The sequence below is a fragment of the Paenibacillus vandeheii genome, from assembly GCF_030433635.1.
Lineage (GTDB): Bacteria > Bacillota > Bacilli > Paenibacillales > Paenibacillaceae > Paenibacillus > Paenibacillus vandeheii.
In genome coordinates, this window is sequence record NZ_JAROCD010000007.1 from 63,794 (window position 1) to 82,891 (window position 19,098).

Annotated in this window: 16 protein-coding genes; 15 read left to right on the plus strand and 1 reads right to left on the minus strand. The window is 43.3% G+C overall.

Going from position 1 to position 19,098, the window contains the following annotated elements; all coding sequences use genetic code 11:
• Window positions 1-47 precede the first annotated feature (47 nt).
• Window positions 48-1,172 carry an LLM class flavin-dependent oxidoreductase gene (locus tag P5G61_RS14975; protein ID WP_301247283.1) on the minus strand — a complete coding sequence of 375 codons (1,125 nt, stop codon included), beginning with the start codon at window positions 1,170-1,172 and terminating at the stop codon, window positions 48-50.
• Window positions 1,173-1,440: 268 nt separating this feature from the next.
• Here P5G61_RS14975 and P5G61_RS14980 point away from each other — a divergent pair, with 268 nt between their 5' ends.
• The 15 genes from P5G61_RS14980 (at window position 1,441) to P5G61_RS15050 (ending at window position 19,007) form a co-directional block, all read left to right on the plus strand.
• Window positions 1,441-2,835: a transcriptional regulator gene (locus P5G61_RS14980; protein ID WP_301247284.1), complete on the plus strand. Its 1,395-nt coding sequence runs from the start codon at window positions 1,441-1,443 to the stop codon at window positions 2,833-2,835.
• Window positions 2,836-3,093: 258 nt separating this feature from the next.
• Window positions 3,094-4,467 (plus strand): helix-turn-helix domain-containing protein, encoded by a 1,374-nt coding sequence (locus P5G61_RS14985; RefSeq protein WP_301247285.1) that lies wholly within the window; start codon window positions 3,094-3,096, stop codon window positions 4,465-4,467.
• An 18-nt stretch (window positions 4,468-4,485) separates the two neighbouring features.
• Window positions 4,486-5,850 (plus strand): helix-turn-helix transcriptional regulator, encoded by a 1,365-nt coding sequence (locus P5G61_RS14990; RefSeq protein WP_301247286.1) that lies wholly within the window; start codon window positions 4,486-4,488, stop codon window positions 5,848-5,850.
• 301 nt (window positions 5,851-6,151) lie between these two features.
• Complete coding sequence (locus tag P5G61_RS14995) at window positions 6,152-6,331, plus strand: aspartyl-phosphate phosphatase Spo0E family protein (RefSeq protein WP_109999319.1); 180 nt, start codon at window positions 6,152-6,154, stop codon at window positions 6,329-6,331.
• Between the two features lie 409 nt (window positions 6,332-6,740).
• The gene (locus P5G61_RS15000) at window positions 6,741-7,256 is read left to right on the plus strand and encodes a hypothetical protein (protein WP_109999318.1); all 516 of its coding nucleotides are present in this window, start codon (window positions 6,741-6,743) and stop codon (window positions 7,254-7,256) included.
• A 99-nt stretch (window positions 7,257-7,355) separates the two neighbouring features.
• Entirely contained in the window at window positions 7,356-8,255 is a 900-nt protein-coding gene (locus P5G61_RS15005) for an ATP-binding cassette domain-containing protein (RefSeq protein ID WP_301247287.1), read from the plus strand.
• The gene (locus tag P5G61_RS15010) at window positions 8,248-9,147 is read left to right on the plus strand and encodes an ABC-2 transporter permease (RefSeq protein ID WP_301247288.1); all 900 of its coding nucleotides are present in this window, start codon (window positions 8,248-8,250) and stop codon (window positions 9,145-9,147) included. Before P5G61_RS15005 ends, P5G61_RS15010 begins: the two co-directional genes overlap by 8 nt.
• Before the next feature lie 1,274 nt (window positions 9,148-10,421).
• On the plus strand, window positions 10,422-10,610 hold the full coding sequence (locus P5G61_RS15015) for an aspartyl-phosphate phosphatase Spo0E family protein (protein WP_064642743.1): 189 nt from the start codon (window positions 10,422-10,424) through the stop codon (window positions 10,608-10,610).
• A gap of 229 nt (window positions 10,611-10,839) precedes the next feature.
• Window positions 10,840-12,663: a cache domain-containing sensor histidine kinase gene (locus P5G61_RS15020; RefSeq protein ID WP_301247289.1), complete on the plus strand. Its 1,824-nt coding sequence runs from the start codon at window positions 10,840-10,842 to the stop codon at window positions 12,661-12,663.
• 5 nt (window positions 12,664-12,668) lie between these two features.
• Window positions 12,669-13,460: a response regulator transcription factor gene (locus P5G61_RS15025; protein WP_301247290.1), complete on the plus strand. Its 792-nt coding sequence runs from the start codon at window positions 12,669-12,671 to the stop codon at window positions 13,458-13,460.
• A 134-nt stretch (window positions 13,461-13,594) separates the two neighbouring features.
• Window positions 13,595-14,890, plus strand: a complete 1,296-nt coding sequence (locus P5G61_RS15030) for an ABC transporter substrate-binding protein (protein ID WP_301247291.1) — start codon at window positions 13,595-13,597, stop codon at window positions 14,888-14,890.
• 29 nt (window positions 14,891-14,919) lie between these two features.
• Complete coding sequence (locus P5G61_RS15035) at window positions 14,920-15,630, plus strand: beta/alpha barrel domain-containing protein (RefSeq protein ID WP_301247292.1); 711 nt, start codon at window positions 14,920-14,922, stop codon at window positions 15,628-15,630.
• 236 nt (window positions 15,631-15,866) lie between these two features.
• Window positions 15,867-16,781, plus strand: a complete 915-nt coding sequence (locus P5G61_RS15040) for a carbohydrate ABC transporter permease (protein ID WP_301247293.1) — start codon at window positions 15,867-15,869, stop codon at window positions 16,779-16,781.
• The gene (locus P5G61_RS15045; protein ID WP_301247294.1) at window positions 16,765-17,619 is read left to right on the plus strand and encodes a carbohydrate ABC transporter permease; all 855 of its coding nucleotides are present in this window, start codon (window positions 16,765-16,767) and stop codon (window positions 17,617-17,619) included. Before P5G61_RS15040 ends, P5G61_RS15045 begins: the two co-directional genes overlap by 17 nt.
• 32 nt (window positions 17,620-17,651) lie before the next feature.
• On the plus strand, window positions 17,652-19,007 hold the full coding sequence (locus P5G61_RS15050) for an FAD-dependent oxidoreductase (protein WP_435874180.1): 1,356 nt from the start codon (window positions 17,652-17,654) through the stop codon (window positions 19,005-19,007).
• Window positions 19,008-19,098: the final 91 nt, after the last annotated feature.

The following is a 19,098-nucleotide window of genomic DNA, read 5'->3' on the forward strand; positions in this document are numbered from 1 at the left end:
ATGCAAAAGGCTTGTGGATGAATGGGGAATATGTGGCGAACTGAGAGCTATACCTGGAAGATCGGTGAGATGGCTGGGGGCCATGAATCGGGAGAAGGCGAAGAGGAAGAGGGAAGAGACTGGTTCAGGAGCGGGGGCTCGTTCCATATAAAACTGGGGATTTCACGTCGTAACACGGGCGCTACATCCTGGGCAAATCGTTCTACCTGCTCCAGCTGCTCTGCATGGCTGAGTCCATCCACGCTGATGCTCAGTACCTGATGTCCATATGCGGCATGATAATTGAGGATTTTCTCAATGACCTGCTCTGGACTACCAATCAGTACAGGACCATGTGCAATGTTATCCTCCAGGTCCTTAAAGGGCGACTGGTTGTGCTGCGCAGCGGCCGTAGCATGAAAGGCTTCATAATAAGGCGTATAACGCCGGATGGCCTCTTCGCGTGTATTCGCGAGGTACAGGCTGCCTGCCCCGGAGCCGACCACCGCTCGGTTCGCATCATGACCATAATAATCGAGACGCTCCCGGTAATGGTCAATTAACGCTTTGTATTTTGCCTGAGGGTGGAAGGAATTTGAACTAAATATCGGTTCGCCATACTTGGCTGCAAGCTCGGTAGAGCGGGTGCTCGATGCGCTGCCATGCCAGATCGGAATGGATTGCTGAAGCGGTCTCGGCTGAGTGGTAACATCTTGAAAGGGAGGGCGATACGTTCCCTGCCAGGTTACATTCTCTTCAGTCCACAGCCGTTTCAGCAGTTCGTAGCGCTCACCGAGTGAATCCCATTGTTCCTCTTCACTAATGCCAAACAGAGGATAGTGCCGAGGATCATTGCCTTTCCCGATGATCATCTCCAGCCGTCCGCCCGATAATTGATCCAGCGTGGCATAATCCTCGGCAACCCGTACCGGATCAAGTATACTGAGAACAGTGACCGTAGTTAGCAACCGGATCCGTGAAGTCGCAGCAGCGACGGCGGTGAGCACAACGGGCGGCGAAGAGGACAGGAATGGAGCACCATGCCGCTCACCAATCCCATATGCATCAAATCCCAGTCGTTCGGCCAGTTTGGCTTGTTCCAAAATGTTGTGGAATTTCTGTTGTGTCGTTAATGATTCACCAGTTACGGCATTTGGAAGATTCATCATGAGACTAAATAAGGCAAATTTCATCTAACCATCCCCTTGGATTGGATTGGAAAAGCACCTGGGTTGTCTAATCCTATGGAAATAGTAGGATATTCAAGCTAAAACTAACTTTACCATGTTGCCATGCATTCTTCTAATGGATTTTTTCTATAAGGCGGGTTAAAACTGCTCATCGCTGGATATATGGCAGGAAATTGCCACGATTTTTATTGACCGCTGTAAAATTTAGGATTAAAATTGTGCATATCATAGAAATTCAAATTTATGGATTTTCATTGTGGAGGTGGGAGACATGGAACCTACAACTACGATACGCTCCTTTATTGAGGACTACATCAGGAAACAGGGCTATACCCTGCAATACTTTGCCGATATATCGGGTGTAAACGCCGGAACGTTAAGTGCAATCATCAAAGGGACGAGGCCAATCGCCATGGCTCAACTGGATCTGATTACCGAAGGCATGAAGCTGGAGGAAGGTCATTTCTACGAAATCTATGGCGCGGAATGTTTCGTGGAGTCTGCACCGCATTGGAGAAGATTAGAGCCTTTCCTGCAACGTTGCGCCGAGTTGGACAAGCTGGAGTGTATTCAGAGGATCATCCAGCAAGTGACGGATGACCGCTCCTATATCTCCGAATTGTTTGAAATGGCAGAAGGCATGCTTGAACGAGGACAAAAGAAAGCGGCCCGCATGTTATATGAATGTGTTGCGGAGTGTGAGAAATACCAACACTCGGAACGTCTCGCGTTGTGCCAATATCGCATTTTCACACTATCTCTAGGTCAGGATCAGCATGAAAATCTCAGGGCGGCCGTTCATTTTGAGCCATATATTAATAGGCTGGATGAAGAGCGGCAACTGGATGCGATCAAGGACCTGGCGAATACATACTTGGCTTTGAGATATTGGGACAAGTCATTTTCACTTGCTGATGATCTGGGACGGAAAGCGGAAATCATCCAATCCTATACTAAGAAAAAAATAAGCAAAGAGAATAGGGTAACAGCCTACCCTTTATTTGTGTACCAGGCATATTCAAATTTGCTCAAAGCCACTGCATGCGAGTGGAAAGGTGAGTACACTGAGGCACTGTTATATACGAGAAAAAATGCTGAATTAGCTAGTGTTTTGAATTCTAGCGACGAAGATATAGTTTATATCGATATGTTTAATAGGTGGACTGAGGCCAACACCTACTTATATAATCTGATGATGGGGAAGAAAGAGGTTCTTCCGGTATATCTAGCTTGGGTTGAACAAAATGAAGGAGAAACTCTTACTGCTCTTGTTAAAATTATTGAAGCAGCAAATAAATTTGAAATGGATGTAGATTATATTTTACTGAAATTTGATAATTCCTTTAATTTAATGCTGAGTGATAAAACCTTAACTGAAGGGTACAATGAGCAAATAAAGAATGATCAATACTCTAAACTTTTATTTGAACTGGCAATGTATCTTTTTAACAGAGGGCGGTACGCAGAAGGAATGAAAAAGCTTGTCACTTGTCTGAGTTCAGCTATTAGAATTAATAATTCTAATGACATAATACAATGTGTTGCTCTCTTTGAGAGGTATAGGTCTTTTGCATCTAAAGAAGTGGAAAATAACTATCGCAATCTAATGGAGGAGGTTCACGGCTATTATGAAAATAAAAAAAATCATGGCTATACTCTTGTTTAGTGTTGTGATTATTAGTAATTACCCTATAAATCAGTCTGATGTGCAAAATCAGATATACACACCATCAGGACATGGTGCTGGAGTATTGTAAAATAAGGTATAAGAGATATTATCTATGGATACTTTATTGGTTTATTTCCGAATGCGGAAGTAAGCCTTTTTGTGTTTTCATAGATTGACCGATGTAAAATACAGGATTAAAATAACATTTATTATATGTTATTGAATTATAAGTGATTAGATGATGGAGGTGTGATAATGGAAATGGTACCTACAATAAGAGCACATATTGAGAAATATATGAGAGAACAAAATCTCAAGTTGCAGCATTTTTCCGATATTATAGGAATTAATGTTGGGACATTAAGTGCTATTCTTAAGGGTAGCAGACCAATGTCTATGAACCAACTGAATCAGATTACTTCTGCAATGGGATTAGAAAAAGGGTATTTTTATGAGAGTTATGGGGTGGAATCCTTCATTGAATCCGCGCCCCACTGGAGACGTTTGGAACCATACTTATACGAGTGTGCTGAACTTGGTAAATTGGATTGTATACAACAAGTTATCACTCATGTGACGGACGATCGATCCTATATAGAACAGTTATTTGAAGTGGCTGAAGACTTTTTTGCTAAAGGACTAAAAGAAGCAGCTCTTATTTTGTATGAATGTGTGGCAGACAGTGAGAAATATCAACACTCGGAGCGATTGGCCTTATGTCAGTATCGCATTTTTTTGCTTCATAAAACGCTGAATAAATTTGATAATCTTAAAGCGGCAATAAAGTTTGAACCCTATATTGATAAATTGAATGAGGAAGTACAGATGGATGCCATTAAAGATTTAGCTAATATATATGCTTCAATTAGTCTATGGGATAAGGTTTTTGAACTGGCTAATGAATTGAAACGGAGAGTTAACTTTCAAATTAAATTTCAAAATAAAAAGCATAAAATTAAACGCAGGAAATCCTTTTATCCTTTATTTGTTTATAAAGCTTATGCTAATCTGCTACAGGCTAATGTGTCTGAAGAGCGTAAACAATATGTACAGGCATTAAAACACACAGATATATACGAGAATATTGTGGATGAAATTAAAGATCCAACTAAAGAAGAACAAGATTTAATAAAGTTATTAAAGGGGTGGGCGAAGGGGAATCGATATTTATATACATTATTTTTAGGTGATTTCGAAGTTCTAGACGTTTATTTAGATTATCTAGATGCGAATCCTAAGGAAATCCTAAGAGCATTCGTATATATTCTGAAATGTGCTAATCAGTATTCTTACAATATTAATTACGCATTGGATAGATTCCATAATTATCTTGATAAGAACAGGCTAGATAACTACGTACTAAGAACGAACAATTTGCATGATTTGAATTTTAGCTATACTCGATTATTCTACGAACTTGCAAAATATAGATTAAACCAAAACCAGATTGGTGAGGGAATAGAACATCTAATTACTAGTTTCGAACGATCTGTCTCAAGTAATGATGACATGATGTGTATTAAATGCATTGATTTATACGGAAAATATAGGTATCGCGCCAGTAAGATCCAGGAAGAGCAGTATACAAAACTAATAGATAAATTAGGTGTACCGACTTTTCAATCGTGAATTATCTGGGGAAGGACGATGAAGACGATGCCCAAAATACGTTTCTATATTGAAAATAATTTAAAGGATAAGGGATATAAACTACAGCAATTTTCAGAAATTGCTGACATTAATGTTGGTACTTTAAGTGCGATCATCAAAGGAACCAGACTTATGTCAATGAATCAACTAGACCAAATCACATCAGCAATGGATTTGGCACAGGGTTATTTTTACGAAATGTATGGTGTGGAATGTTTTATTGAGTCTGCACCTCATTGGAGAAGATTGGAACCGTTTATATATCGTTGCGCTGAGCTTGGCAAGCTGGATATTATTAAACAAGTCATCACTCATGTCACAGATGATCAATCCTATATTGATGAGTTATTTGATGTGGCAGAGAGTCTTTATAATAAATGCATGAATGAATCTGCACTCATTATATATGAATGTGTGGCAGACAGTGAGAAGTATCAACATTCGGAGCGGTTGGCCCTTTGCCAATACCGTATTTTTCTGCTTCATAAAACACTGAATAAATTTGATAATCTTAATGCCGCAGTAAAGTTCGAACCTTATATCGATAAATTAAATGAAGAAGTGCAATTGGATGCAATTAAAGACTTGGCCAATGTGTATAATACGATACATTTGTGGGATAAGGTCGAAGCATGGGCGCGGAAACTGGAACGAAAATCAGAATTTCAATTAAAAATTCAATCCCGTAGGCGAAAAATTAAAAAAAGGCTAACAGCCTATCCTCTTTTTACATATGAAGCCTATGCAAATTTATTAATATCAAGCGTTTACGATACCCGCAAGGAGTACGACAAGGCTATAAATTATCTGCAAAAATACATGGAGATAATTGAGATTGAGAATCCTACAGAAGAGGATCAAAAAATAGTAGATCTATTTAAGAAATGGGGAGAGGGGAATCAATATGCATTCCGAATAATGCTAGGTCAGGAGAATTTAATTTTTCCTTATTTAGGATATTTAGAGAGCAATCCGGAAGAGATATTAACTGGTTTGCTAAATATATTGGAAGCAGCTAATCAGTATGGATTTAATATTGATCATGCTTTGAAAAAGTTTGAACATCCGATTAATTTGTTTAATACGGACTTTCATAATAAAGGTAGTTATACCGATCAAATGATAGACCATGGATATAGAGTTTTTTATTATGAATTGGCGAAATATCAAATAAACCAATGTAATTATTCACTTGGAATTGATGCCTTAATTATGTGTCTAGAGCTTTCTTCTTCAAGTAAAGATGACCTGATGTGTATTAAATGTTTAGATTTGTACGGGGAGTATAGGAGCGAAGCCAATGAAACACAGATCAGAAAGTACAAAAATGTAATAGAAAAGTTAAGTTTACCGACTTTCTGAGACAGTAAAATGCGTTGATTTATACGTAAAATACAGACAGCAAGATAGTTTGTTTTAGCAAGAGACGTATTCACAATTATTTAAGACGATAAATATAAAATAAAACAAACAGCCTATCTGCTTCTGAGGTAGGTTGTTTTGTGTTTTGAAAAAGGATTAATGCAATGCCTTTTCTAAAGATTTGTTTTTACAATATCATGCAAAACATATTATGTTCTAAAAAGCACTTATAGCCATTAGTGAAACTAATAGCTTACTCATATTAAATGTTTTTCTAGAATGTCCTAGAGGGGTACATGCCATGAGAGAACAGAGTATCTTAAAAGACCAAATAGAGCAAGGACGACAAGAATTGAGTCGCTTGGTAGATCAATATGGAATTCCAAATGTAAAAGTGCTTGAGCAGTCGATGGCGTTGGATGAGCTAATTAATGAGTATAATCGATTTACTTTAGGAATGAACATGAATATTAAAAAGTAAAAGACAATACACTTACGTGATTTTAAGACAATTCCGAAAGATGTTAAATCATTGGTAAAGGAACAACTAAAGTTTCCTGCAGAGAACATATAATAAAAACCGATACCGAACATGTGAGATTGTGTACAGTCTTTGATGGTGAGTATTAATTATTTCCAATAAGTATTGCTTACTCTAATTTTTTATTTATGGGTATTTATTCATAAGATAAGGTTTTTATTATTTTTTGCAAAATATTATAATATTTTTTTGGGGGTCAATTATATTGTATTTCAGTTTTATAAAAAGATTGACGGTTCTTTTTCTTTTTCTGGAAACGGAGGTGAACGACATTTAGATGCGTAATTTTTGAAGTGTTGCTGGTTGATCTTTAACGTTTTTCAGTCCAAAAAAAAAGGAGAATTCCAAAATGAAAAAAAATTCATTCTTAAAAATGTTGTCTGTCGCTGTTATGAGTACAGGATTAGCATTTGGTAGTGTTGCTCCAACATTCGCAGCGGAGAACGTGGAAATTCCGGATACTTCAATTATTGGTTCTGAATCATATGTAGCCCCAGTGCCGGGGGCAAATAACGATGGGTTTTCAACATTTGCGACAATTTCAACTCATTCTTGGCTGAAAAGCTATAAAAATTTGTATGGAATTACAGTTGCAACTCAAGAAGCGTTTGCTCAATGGACTTGGGATGACGGTAAAATAACAAACTTCGGTAATTTGTGGCAAAATAATTCTACTGCTCCGCTCTACGGTTTCAAAGACGAAGAGAACAAATGGAATTATAAATATACTTCAACGGGTCAAACGAACCAAGGCGTATTGTTTGAGAGCGGAATTCCTACACCATGGGGTCACGCAGGAGGATCAGAGTTTACAAGTCGTATTCTAATTAATGTTTCTTCGACTGGTAACTCAACTGCTCAATAAGTTAGAAAACATATGAAAAACACAAATACTTGGATGGGTATATAATGACCTTATCCAAGTATTTGTTGGTATAAAGGATGAGAGTCGAAAGGAGCTAATATGAACAGAATTCTGAAAGTAGATAACTTGAAGATCAAATTTAAAAATGATCTGATACTAAATAATATTTCACTTTCTCTCAATGCTGGTGATGTTTATGCATTGGTAGGAATCAATGGTTCTGGCAAAACTACTTTGTTATCCAGCTTAGCTGGACTGCTCTCACCAACCTCAGGAAATATTTATATTGAAGAGAAATTAAGTCAATTTAATCAAACGAGTATGTCATTCCAACCCACTTCTTTCTACTCCCATTTAACGGGTAACGATAATGTACGATTATTATCCCCTGATCCCCAAAGAGCAATGAAAATATTAAAAAAACTAGATCTGACAACACCACAAATAATGAAAAAGAAAGTGAAGACGCTATCTTTTGGTCAGAAACAACGACTAGGACTAGCTATTGCTCTTTCAAAGAATGCGAAAGTTTATCTTTTGGATGAACCAACAAATGGACTCGATAATTACTCCTATAATAGGTTGGTAGAAGTAATTCAAGATATGTCAAATCAAGAATGTTGTTTTGTTATAGCGAGTCATGAGTGGGATGTAATAGAACATTGCTGTAATAGACTTGGTATGATGATTAATGGACGAATTGAAAAAGAATTGGATATATCTGATTATAATAATGGTGTGCAACCAAAATTAATTCAAATAAAAGTAAATGCAGAGTTTAGCACGAATGAACTTTTGGAACTTGATGAAGTACTGAATGCAAACAGGTTAGATCGTTTTTCTTGGCAAATTACGCTTGATAAAAATTGTACATTTGAGTCTTTTCAAGATTCATTACACCAAAAAAATGTTTCGATTAACGAATGGATTACTTTGAATCATGTACAAGAATGGGAATCTATTTACAATCAGCTTATAGAGGAGGGGAATAATGATTAAATCGTATACGAATGAATGCATTAAGCTTATTAAACACCCGTTCAGTATATGGTCAACTGTGATCTTCCTAGTATTTGTTATATACACATATTTAAGTGTCGGATCAAATTTTCAAAACTCATTCCATGCATTTATGAATAATAGTGGATATTCTGTGGAACAAACATATCAATTTATCAGTGGTTCAGAACCTTCCAGCAGTTCTTTATCCGCGATGTTATTTATCTTGAGTCCTAAAATGGCAATAGCCTATTCGCTGGCTTCTGTAAATGCCCTAGGACCAATAGTAATCTCTATCATTGGTGCGCTGATATTTGGAATAGAATACCGTAGCTTTACGCTCAGACAATTATGGGTTCAAGGATTGACGCGTTTAGAAGTGCTGCTTACAAAAGTTATGGCTATATTTACATTTATACTTTTGTTTATGTTGCTGACAATACTTGTAGGAATTATGTTTAGCTTTGTCACTCCTGCTGTTTTTAATCTTCCGATGGATTTAGTAAACACGAAAATAATAACGATTAAAGATTATTCTCTACAAATTTTAGGTTCTATTATAAGTCTATTATTGTGGGGGATGTTTGCAGGTTGCATCACCGTTTTGAGCAAAAGTTTAATGGCGGGGATCATCGTTGGTTTTATCTACCCAACCATTGAATCATCAGTGTTCCATAGTTGGTCTTTAGGACAGTATTTACCTTTATTTATTCAAAAATCAATGCTTCCTATTTTATTTAGAGATACTGCTTATGGAGGAATTGTATCATTCTACGATATGCCTAACATTTATTCTGTAACTAAAAGCATGCTGTTTACCTTAGCGTATACCATGTTTTTCCTGTTAGTAACATGGATTGCTTTAAAGAAACAAAGGACTCTCATGCCATAGAGGTCTTTTAGACCGCCACATTCTTAAATTAACATTAATTAGCCATTTCTAAGATAGGCTCTTTTCTTGAACAATTTTTTTCAATCTAGAAATTAGTGGTTGAATTCTTCAAATTATTAAATATCGTCGATAGCGTTCGACTAAAATACCTGCTTTGTAGCACACCCAAGTACGAGTGAAGTAGTGCCGACGCTTGTAAGTTTTAATCAGTTTATGATTTCCTTCCACTGTCGCATTCGTAAAACGACAAGTGATGGTAATCCACGATCTCCTCTTGCCAGTTTCGCATGATTTTCAATGTGCTGCGGACGGCAGGGTGATCAATGGTTTCGCCTTCCTCCAGTCAGCGTTTGAATCCCAAGTGAGCTACATGAATGTTGCGAGAGTAGTTAAACCACTCAGAGAAAGATTCTTTCCATTCCCAGACTCTGCGTCACAACAGAGAGAAGGTGAGTTGGCTTTCTAATTGGGCCTTTCTCTGTTCAGAAAGCAGATCCATGGGTAGATTCAGCGATCGACAATGGCTTTTCGGGATGGCTTTGGCCCGGGGAGATAACCTGTGTTGAATAGATTTTAGAATCTCCTAAACACTCTCGATGACATAGCGATGAACATGGAACCGATTTGTAATTCGAATCGTCTGGGGGAAACGTTCGGAATGAGAGAACGTCTTACGCCTATCCTGATTCTGTGATTCAATTCCTGAATTATCATACTATTAACAATCTCCAAAGACCTAGTGTTACTTATAAAACAACTCATACTAACTCGAAATAGAAGGAAGTTTTTTTTACATTTTGAAATTTATGACGACATAAATTAAATAACGGAGATCAAATCGGGCGCTCTAATTTTTAAAGTGACTCGTATTAATTTCACGTGGAAAATAGCATCTGCTGAGATTATACTTAATATGGAATAGACTGAGATGATATTTCCTTTAATTGAGTTTTGAGGATCCCCTTTCAGACTATCTTAATTCAACTCCAATGATAACCTCCCGTCCAATGGATGGTTATCAGAGACTGATTAATAAAGTGATAAAAATTCAGTTCTTAAATTCTTCGACTAAACATTTTTGAACACTATATGTAGACATGATCTTAATATCTTTGCGCACATATTGTAGTGATGAGAGTGTTTCATATCTCTATGCAAAATTTTGTGTTATGAAAGTATCCCTCTGTAAACAAACATTTTATTTTGCAAAGGAATAAAATATGAATTTTTTGGCAATGTATCCTAAAATGTTTTAAAAAGAGGGGGTGCATGCTGTGAGAGAACCGAAGCAGATTAGAGACCAAATCGAACAGAACAGGCATGAGTTGAGTCGTTTGGCGGAATATCATGGCATGCAAGACTACAAAGTCCTTCAACAGTCCATGGTATTGGACGAGCTAATTAATGAATATAATCGCTTCAAATATAAAAAACACTTTATGAAAAGACAGCCGATTGCATAATGCAGTCGGCTATTTTTATGCAATAGAAGAGTAGTCGACTGTAGCGATACCGTCGGCTTTTTTGCGTTTGCCTGAAACCTGGGCTTCAATCTTGAAATTCCGTACCAATCCCATGGTTGGCAGGATAGCCAGCGATCATTAAAACTGGATATGATGAACCCCAGTTATATCCAGATTGATCTGTGAAGGGGGCTCATACAATGGTCGGGAAAGGGAGGGATGAACGGAAATGATGGACAAGGTACAGGGTTATTTCGGAAGAAGCATGAATCTGCGCACCAAACTGCTCCTGTTGTTCCTGGCGCTAACCTTGCTGCCACTAAGCTTGCAGGGAGTGGTGAATTACCTGCACTTCTCGCAGACGATTGACCGCAAGACGGAGCAGTTCACCATTGATATCGTTCGCCAGATTAATACCAATCTGAATCGGCTGGTCAAGGACTTCGAGAGGTTGTCGCTCTTGCCGCTCTACGATCAGATGGTGCTCGGTATTCTGGGCAAATACAATGCTCCGATGGGATCGGGTACATGGGCGAGGTCCGATGATTATCTGAAAATGAAGCTTTACACGTCCGGTCAAGCGTATGATCGACCGGAAATTCGTGGCATCCATCTAATCAGCAACAGCGGCATTCTGTTCTCTAATCTCGATTCGTTAGTGGTCAATCCGGTATGGGACAGCAGACCAGATCATTGGTTTGCAGAGCTTGACGGTTCGGAAGGGGAATGGCGTCTGCTTCCTCCGCACGAACCCAGCTATTACACAGGCAATCAGGAAGAGCCGTATATATCGGTTGCCCGTGAGATTCGTGACCCGGGTACACTCCAGCGACTGGGCTACATTCTGATCGACATCCGACTTGAAGCCTTCGGCCAACTCTTATCCAATCTGAACTTTGAGCAAAATGCGAGCCTGATGATTGTCGACAGCAAGCAGCGTCTTCTGTTCGAACGTACCTCAACCGGAGGTCTGTCCGCATACGACCAACTGTTAACGCATGGCCAGCTTCAAGGATACGCAGGAAACCAGAAGGTTGTCCTTGATGGGAAGCCCTATCTCTACGTACAGCACCATTCCAGCTATTCAGGACTTTCGGTGATCAGCCTTACGCCTATTGCCGTTATTCAGAAGGAATCAGGAGAGATGCTTACGTTTACGTTTGGGTTCGCTGTGCTATGTATGGCGGCCGTAGCCATTCTCGCGGTTCTTTTATCCTATCGTATAACTCGGCCCCTGATTCGACTGAAGCACAATATGATTCGGGTGGAGCAGGGAGATTTTAGCCAGCGCGTAGCACATTTCAGCAATGATGAGTTCGGGCAGATTAGCCGGGGCTTTAACCGAATGATGGAAGAGATTAATCGACTGTTCAACGAGGTGTTTTTGCTAGGCATTCAAGAGCGGGAGGCGGAGCTGTCAGCATTGCAGAGCCAGATCAATCCCCATTTTATATACAACACATTGGAGTCCATCAACATGATGGTGGTGCGCCAGAAGCACGCGGAGGTGTCTGATATGGTGACGGCACTTGGCAAGCTGCTGCGCTATACGATTGATAAGGTGGACCGGAGGGTTCCGCTTCAGGAAGAACTGGCTTTTGTACAATCCTATGTGCGCATTCAACAGGTACGTTATGACGGCAAGCTAGAGGTAATCTATGACATCGATGAAGCTGTGACGGAGTATCTGATTCCCAAGCTCGTCGTGCAACCGCTGGTGGAGAACGCGGTCTACCATGGCATAGAAGGGCAGGCGGATGGTGGGGTGATCTGGGTATCTGCATTGAAATTTGCTAATGAGCTGCTGATTATTGTGCGTGACAATGGGAAAGGCATGGCTCAAGCAGAGATTGATGAATTAAATGAATCCATTGCTCGACAGCCTTCCAGTGAGGCATTGCGCTGCCATGCCGGGGACAGGCTGGGGCTTAACAATATCGCCCAAAGGCTCCGACTCATGTATGGAGAGGGCAGCAGCCTGAGCGTCGATGGCAGTCCTGGGCAGGGGCTGGCGGTCACGATATCCATTCAACTTGAACCGAAAGGGGAATGAAGCGCATGTATAAAGTATTGCTGGTGGAGGATGAGACGGTCATCCGTCAGGGACTGAGAGAGCTGATTGTACAGGCCGCTCCTCAATTTCAGGTAACAGGTGAAGCTTCGAGCGGAGCCGAGGCACTGGATTTTCTGAGATGTGAAGTGCCGGATGTGTTAATCACGGATATTCGCATGCGTGAAATGGACGGATTGACATTGGTATCCAAAGCGAGAGATATGTACCCTGAACTGCTGATGATCATCATTAGCGGCTACGGGGAGTTTGAATATGCACGCAGGGCGATGGAGTACGGGGTACTGAACTATCTGCTGAAGCCGATTGAACGTCATGAACTGGCATTATGCATCCAAAAAATTCAATTACTACTGGATCGCAAGTACGGCATTTCAACCCTTCCAATCACGGAGTCATCTGGCAAAGAGGAGCACGCTGGCGGAGATACACGGAAGATTATCCGAGATGTGAAGGAGCACATCAAGCAGCACCCCGATGGGGATTTGCGACTTCAGACGATAGCAGCACTTGTTAATCTGAACCCCACCTATCTAAGCCAGCTGTTCAAGAATGAAACAGGGACCAATTACTCCGAATACATCGCCGAGGCACGCATGGAGCGGGCCAAGTGGCTGCTGATCAACACGGGACTCAAAATCTATGACGTAGCGCGGTTATCCGGGCATCAGAGTCCCAAGCACTTCATGCTGGTATTCAAGCAGCAGGTGGGATGGACAGCAGGGGAATATCGTGACCGATTCAGCATGGCTGGACGGGAAAGCAACGAGAAGGAATAGCCGGGCGCAGGGTATTTATTCCAACGTCTTGAAAAACCATACCATTTCTGTAATTGACGTGATTTATGGGCGGTCGCTACCTTCGTTATACTTTGGTTGCACATCTATACCACTAAGCCTTAAGGGGGATTTTCATGAAAAAAGCAGCACTGATGTTCATGCTCGTATTCATGATTTTTGCGTTGATCGGATGCACAAGCTCCAGTTCAGGCACAGATCCTGAAAATGGAGCCTCAGAGGATGGAGGGGTTGAGCTGAAGTTCATGATGTGGGGCAATCAGGCACATATGGATGTATACAACAAGCTGATCGATGGCTTCACGAAGGAAAATCCAGGCATCAAGGTAACGATGGAATCCGTGCCATTTGCGGAATACCAACAAAAAATATCTGTGCTTGCCGCTGGGGGCTCCCTCCCGGATATTGCCTGGGTGTCGGAGCGAATGGTGCCACAATTCAAATCCAATCACATTCTGGCCGATGTATCCGAATTCAAGGATGATGCACAGTTTAAGCTGGATGATTATATTCCAAGTACACTGGATTTGTTCCGTGACGGCGATCAGCTGCTGGGGCTGCCTTTTTCCACACCTCCGGTGGTCATGTTCTACAATAAAACGCTGTTCGACAAAGCCGGCCTGACCGATCCCAACACACTAGCCGCTCAAGGACAATGGACATGGGAACAGTTTGAGGAGTCTGCCAAGGCGATCACGAGCAAGGAGGCGACCAACCGAATCTATGGCGCCAATTTTTTTCGCGATTGGAAGACCTGGGCGGTGCTTTCCTCTTATTCCTGGTCTAATGGCAGCGGTCCATTCGACGAAGGCATGACGAAGTTCACCTGGAACGACGACTATGGCGTACAGACCTTTGAACTGCTGGAGCGAATGATGTTCACCGATGAATCGCATCCAAAAGCGGGCGAGCAGGTCAGCTTCGATGCTGGTAATGTGGGCATGTTCTTCGATAACTACAGCTATGTCTCCAAAGCAAGGGAGATTACGGATTTTGAATGGAGTATCTCTCCTATGCCTTCCGGCTCACAGGGCAGTGTACCGATGCTGGGGCAGGCTGGATATGCCATGTTCAACGACAGCAAACATCCGGAGGAAACCAAGAAGCTGTTGAAGTATTTCGCCAGTGAGCAGGGTATTCAGGCGACAGCCACCTACTTTGTGCCTCCGCGGACCTCTGTGCTGAACTCCGATGCGTTCATTAATCAGCCGAATAATCCAAGCAAGGAGCATATTGTGCAGGCGGTAATTGATGAGATTCCAAAAGCGCGCTTGATTCCCGGCCATATCCGTTGGCAGGATATCGACAATGCGGTGTTGCAGGGATTTGACCGCCTGTTCGCCCGTTCAGCGAAACCCGAGGATAATCTGAAGCAAATGCAGGAAGAGGTCCAAAGCGTGCTGCAACAATAAATTTTTGTGGAAACTGGAGGGTGAGGATGATGGGCAAATTCAAGGAATTGCTGGATCGGAAATCGCTGTCACTTGTGGTCAGCTTGCCCGAGAACGATCTGTCTTTGGCCCGTGCAGCAATCGAAGAGGGAGCTGATGCACTGAAGGTGCATTATAATGTCGGTCATCGCGCCAGCGGAAACCAATTTGGTCCACTGGATAATTATGCTGAGGTATTTCGGGCGATCCGCAGTGAGTTTGGCGGTCCGCTGGGCGTAGTACCGTCGGGCAGTATTGATGGAGCAAGGCGGGAGGATGTGGAGCGCCTTTCGGGGATGGGTTTGGACTTCTATTCCATCTATGCACATCACCTTCCGTCCTTCATGCTGGATGATCTGGGACTGGACCCAACGTTTGCGATCAATGACGAATATGAACCTTCCCTCGTCACGTCGGTGGCTCATTACGGCTTCACCGCCCTGGAGGCATCCATTGTGCCTGGAAAGGAATATGGTACACCTCTAAGCTTCGCGGATGTGCTCAAGTATCGCCGTCTGGTCTTGCAGGCGCAGATTCCGGTATTGGTCCCTTCCCAGCGTAAGCTGGTGCCAGAAGACGTTCGGGTGCTTCGTGATACTGGGGTCAAGGCGATCATGCTTGGAGCGGTTGTAACAGGCAGAGCGGAGGAACAGCTGCGACGAGCTGTTAATGGGTTCCGTAATGCGGTGGACAGCCTGAACCGTCCAGACTATATAAATTGAACTAAATAATATTTACACTTGCCACTCCGATACCAGAACAACCTTCCGATCGCTGTTATCCCCAGATTTTTTTGAATCCTTTTATAAAGGGGAAATCCGGGGATAAAGGCGAACACTTCGCTTCTTCAGGTTTTTCTGTTCTCTACGTTCTTGTGTATATGTATAGGTCAACTTATATAGAATCGTCACTGAGTTCAGTTTAAGGGAAGAAATTTGATAAAAAGGAGGGCCAAACTGTGACCCATTCACGCAAGCGTACAGGAAGAGGTCCGCTCACCAGAGAGGCCCAGATCGCGGGGTGGCTGTTTGTATCACCAATGGTGCTCGGGTTTACCCTGCTGCTGCTGTTCCCCATGGGTTTGGCGCTATACATGAGCCTGACCGACTGGCCGCTGCTGGGGGAGCATCATTTTATTGGACTGGAAAATTACCGGAATGTGATGACAGACGCCATGTTCTGGAAGGTGCTTGCTAATACGGTCTATTTCACGGCGGGGCTTGTGCCGCTTAATATTGTGCTCGCTCTGCTGCTCGCATTGCTGCTATCCAGAAGCCTGCGCGGCATCGGGATTTTCCGAACAGCCATCTTCGTTCCGGTCATGACCTCGCTAATTGTATGGTCCATCGTATGGAAGCTGATGTATGCGACAGAGTCGGGACTAATCAATCAGCTACTGTTGATGATGGGCATCAAAGGTCCGGCCTGGCTCTACAATCAGGATCTAGCGATGCCTGCCGTTATCGTGACAAGTGTACTGAAAAATGTGGGTCTGAATATGGTGCTGTTCATTGCAGCCATTCAGCAGGTACCACGTTCACTTTACGAAGCGGCAACACTGGACGGGGCGGGCAGAAGGGGGACCTTCTTTCACGTCACGCTGCCCATGATTACACCAACGGTGTTTCTAACCATGGTGATGACCGTGATTGGCTCGCTCAAGGTGTTTGGACAAATCTACGTCATGACACAGGGCGGGCCGAGCAACAGCACAAAGGTATTGGTCTATTATATCTGGGAAAAAGCATTCAAGTTATTTCAGTTCGGCTACGCCTCTTCGCTTGCGTATGTACTGTTCTTTATCGTGCTAATCCTGACGCTGCTGCAATGGCAGCTTCGAAAGAGGTGGGTATTCAATGAAGGCGATGCCTAGTTCTTCGCTTCGCAAGACAGGTAGTGCCCTTGGTACGTACTTATTGCTCACACTGATCTCGCTGATCATGATTGTTCCATTTATCTGGATGATATCGACGTCATTCAAGGAGCCTCAGAGCATATTCACCTATCCACCGCAGTGGATACCGGATACGTTCCGGTTTCAGAACTACATCGATGTCTTTCGGTTGATTCCGTTCCATCGTTTTTATTTTAACAGTGTATATATTGCTGCTGTGGTTGTGGTGGGTACGGTATTCTTTGCATCTCTCGCCGGGTACGCCTTTGCCAAAATTCCGTTCAAGGGACGGAATGTGGTATTTCTTATCCTGCTGAGTGCGATGATGATTCCCCATGAGGTGACGGCAATTCCCATGTTTCTGTTCATGCGGCAGCTGGGGTGGATTGATACACATCTCCCGTTGATTTTACTGCCAATCTTTGGCGCAGGCGGCGTGTTTGGCATCTTTGTGATGCGGCAGTTCTTCATTACGGTACCGACGGAGCTGGAGGAAGCGGCGATGATTGATGGCTGCAACCGATTCCGGATCTATGCGCGAATTATGCTGCCGATTGCCAAGCCCGGTATGGCTACGCTGACGATCTTCACTTTTGTGACGATCTGGAATGAGTTTTTTGATCCGTTGATTTTCATTAACTCGCGTGAACTGATGACGCTGCCGCTTGGGTTATCCCTGTTCACGGATGAAGTGGGTACCGCCTGGCAATATCTCATGAGCGCCACCGTCATGGCGACCCTGCCACTGCTAATTGTCTTTTTCCTGGCACAACGGCGATTCATTGAGGGAGTGGCCATGACGGGACTGAAAGAGTAGCCCGTGCAATAGAACGGAAGGAGTGATAACACTTGAGTGAACGGATGAGGTTGAAAAAGGAAGATGCGGATGTGGTTATTGTGGGAGGGGGTCCGGCGGGCATAGCGGCTGCCATTGCTGCTGGACGGCAGGGTGTGCGGACGGTGCTAGTAGAACGGTACGGTTTCGTTGGCGGGATGTCGACCGCCGCCATGGTCTACCCTTGGATGACCTTCCATACGGAGAGTGGGGAACAGGTGATTCGGGGCATCGCCCAGGAGATCGTAGATCGGCTGCAGGCGCGCGGCGGCTCCCCGGGGCATCTGCGTGATACGGTTGGGTTTGTACATACCGTCACGCCTTACCACCCGGCTATTTATCAAGTCGTGGCAGCGGATATGCTGCAAGAGGCAGGTGTCCGGTTGTTATTGCACAGCTTTGTGGATGAAGTGGTTGTTGTGAATGATCGGGTGGAGGCGGTACGTCTGACGAACAAGTCAGGCCGGATGGAGCTCCAAGCGCACGTAATCGTGGATACCAGCGGTGATGCAGATGCGGCTTATCTTGCTGGCGCTGCTGTTGCAAAGGGACGGGATGAGGACAACCAATCCCAGCCGATGACAATGAAGTTCCGAATGCGTGGCGTGGACCTTGGACGAGTGAAGCGATATGTGCAGGAGCACCCGGAAGATTTCTATGCCAAGACCCCGTTCGCAGAACTGGACAACATTCCGTTAACCGGGGTGAGCGGCTTCTATTCCCAATGGAAAAAATCTGGTGTGCCGATTAATCGCGATCAGGTATTGTTTTTTACCGGACCGGCTGAAGATGAAGTATTGATTAACTGTACCCGGGTGCAGGGGCTCGATGCGACGGATGCAGAGGATCTGACCTCTGCTGAACAGGAAGGCAGGAAGCAGGTGCTGATGATCGCTGAGTTTTTGCAGCGCGATGTGCCTGGATTCGAACGGGCTTCCATCTCAGCGGTAGCGCCGCAGATCGGTATCCGTGAATCCAGGCGAATCATCGGGCACTATGAGTTGACCAAGGCGGATGTGGTTGCAGGGCGAAAATTTGACGATGTAATTGCCAGAAGCGGCTATCCCATTGATATCCATGATCCCTCGGGTCAGGGTGTCGTAGCGGCCTTTATCGAAGGAGATGGAGCATACGATATACCGTACCGCTGTCTGATATCCCACAATATCCACAATCTGTTGGCGGGAGGACGCTGCATTTCCACTACACACGAGGCTCATGCAACGACAAGGCTGACTCCAAGCTGCATGGCTACAGGGCAAGCCGCGGGAACAGCCGCTGCTTTAGCTGTGCAGATGAAGCTAGATCCATTGGAGCTGCCGGTAGCGGTGCTACAGAAGGAACTACGCAGAAACGGAGCGGAGATCTAAGGGATGAGCTGATTGTGGGCGAATTAGTAGTGGAGTAGTGGGAGTGGTGTGGGTGTTTATTTAATCACTGGGTCGTTAAATTTTAACGAAC

What these genes read in the sequence shown, in the direction of transcription:
- P5G61_RS15000 (WP_109999318.1), top strand. Translation starts at nt 6,741, where the DNA reads ATGAAAAAAAATTCATTCTTAAAAATGTTGTCTGTCGCTGTTATGAGT.
- P5G61_RS14980 (WP_301247284.1), top strand. Translation starts at nt 1,441, where the DNA reads ATGGAACCTACAACTACGATACGCTCCTTTATTGAGGACTACATCAGG.
- P5G61_RS15020 (WP_301247289.1), top strand. Translation starts at nt 10,840, where the DNA reads ATGATGGACAAGGTACAGGGTTATTTCGGAAGAAGCATGAATCTGCGC.
- P5G61_RS14975 (WP_301247283.1), bottom strand. Translation starts at nt 1,172, where the DNA reads ATGAAATTTGCCTTATTTAGTCTCATGATGAATCTTCCAAATGCCGTA.
- P5G61_RS14985 (WP_301247285.1), top strand. Translation starts at nt 3,094, where the DNA reads ATGGAAATGGTACCTACAATAAGAGCACATATTGAGAAATATATGAGA.
- P5G61_RS15010 (WP_301247288.1), top strand. Translation starts at nt 8,248, where the DNA reads ATGATTAAATCGTATACGAATGAATGCATTAAGCTTATTAAACACCCG.
- P5G61_RS15030 (WP_301247291.1), top strand. Translation starts at nt 13,595, where the DNA reads ATGAAAAAAGCAGCACTGATGTTCATGCTCGTATTCATGATTTTTGCG.
- P5G61_RS15045 (WP_301247294.1), top strand. Translation starts at nt 16,765, where the DNA reads ATGAAGGCGATGCCTAGTTCTTCGCTTCGCAAGACAGGTAGTGCCCTT.
- P5G61_RS14990 (WP_301247286.1), top strand. Translation starts at nt 4,486, where the DNA reads ATGAAGACGATGCCCAAAATACGTTTCTATATTGAAAATAATTTAAAG.
- P5G61_RS15005 (WP_301247287.1), top strand. Translation starts at nt 7,356, where the DNA reads ATGAACAGAATTCTGAAAGTAGATAACTTGAAGATCAAATTTAAAAAT.
- P5G61_RS15035 (WP_301247292.1), top strand. Translation starts at nt 14,920, where the DNA reads ATGGGCAAATTCAAGGAATTGCTGGATCGGAAATCGCTGTCACTTGTG.
- P5G61_RS15025 (WP_301247290.1), top strand. Translation starts at nt 12,669, where the DNA reads ATGTATAAAGTATTGCTGGTGGAGGATGAGACGGTCATCCGTCAGGGA.
- P5G61_RS14995 (WP_109999319.1), top strand. Translation starts at nt 6,152, where the DNA reads ATGAGAGAACAGAGTATCTTAAAAGACCAAATAGAGCAAGGACGACAA.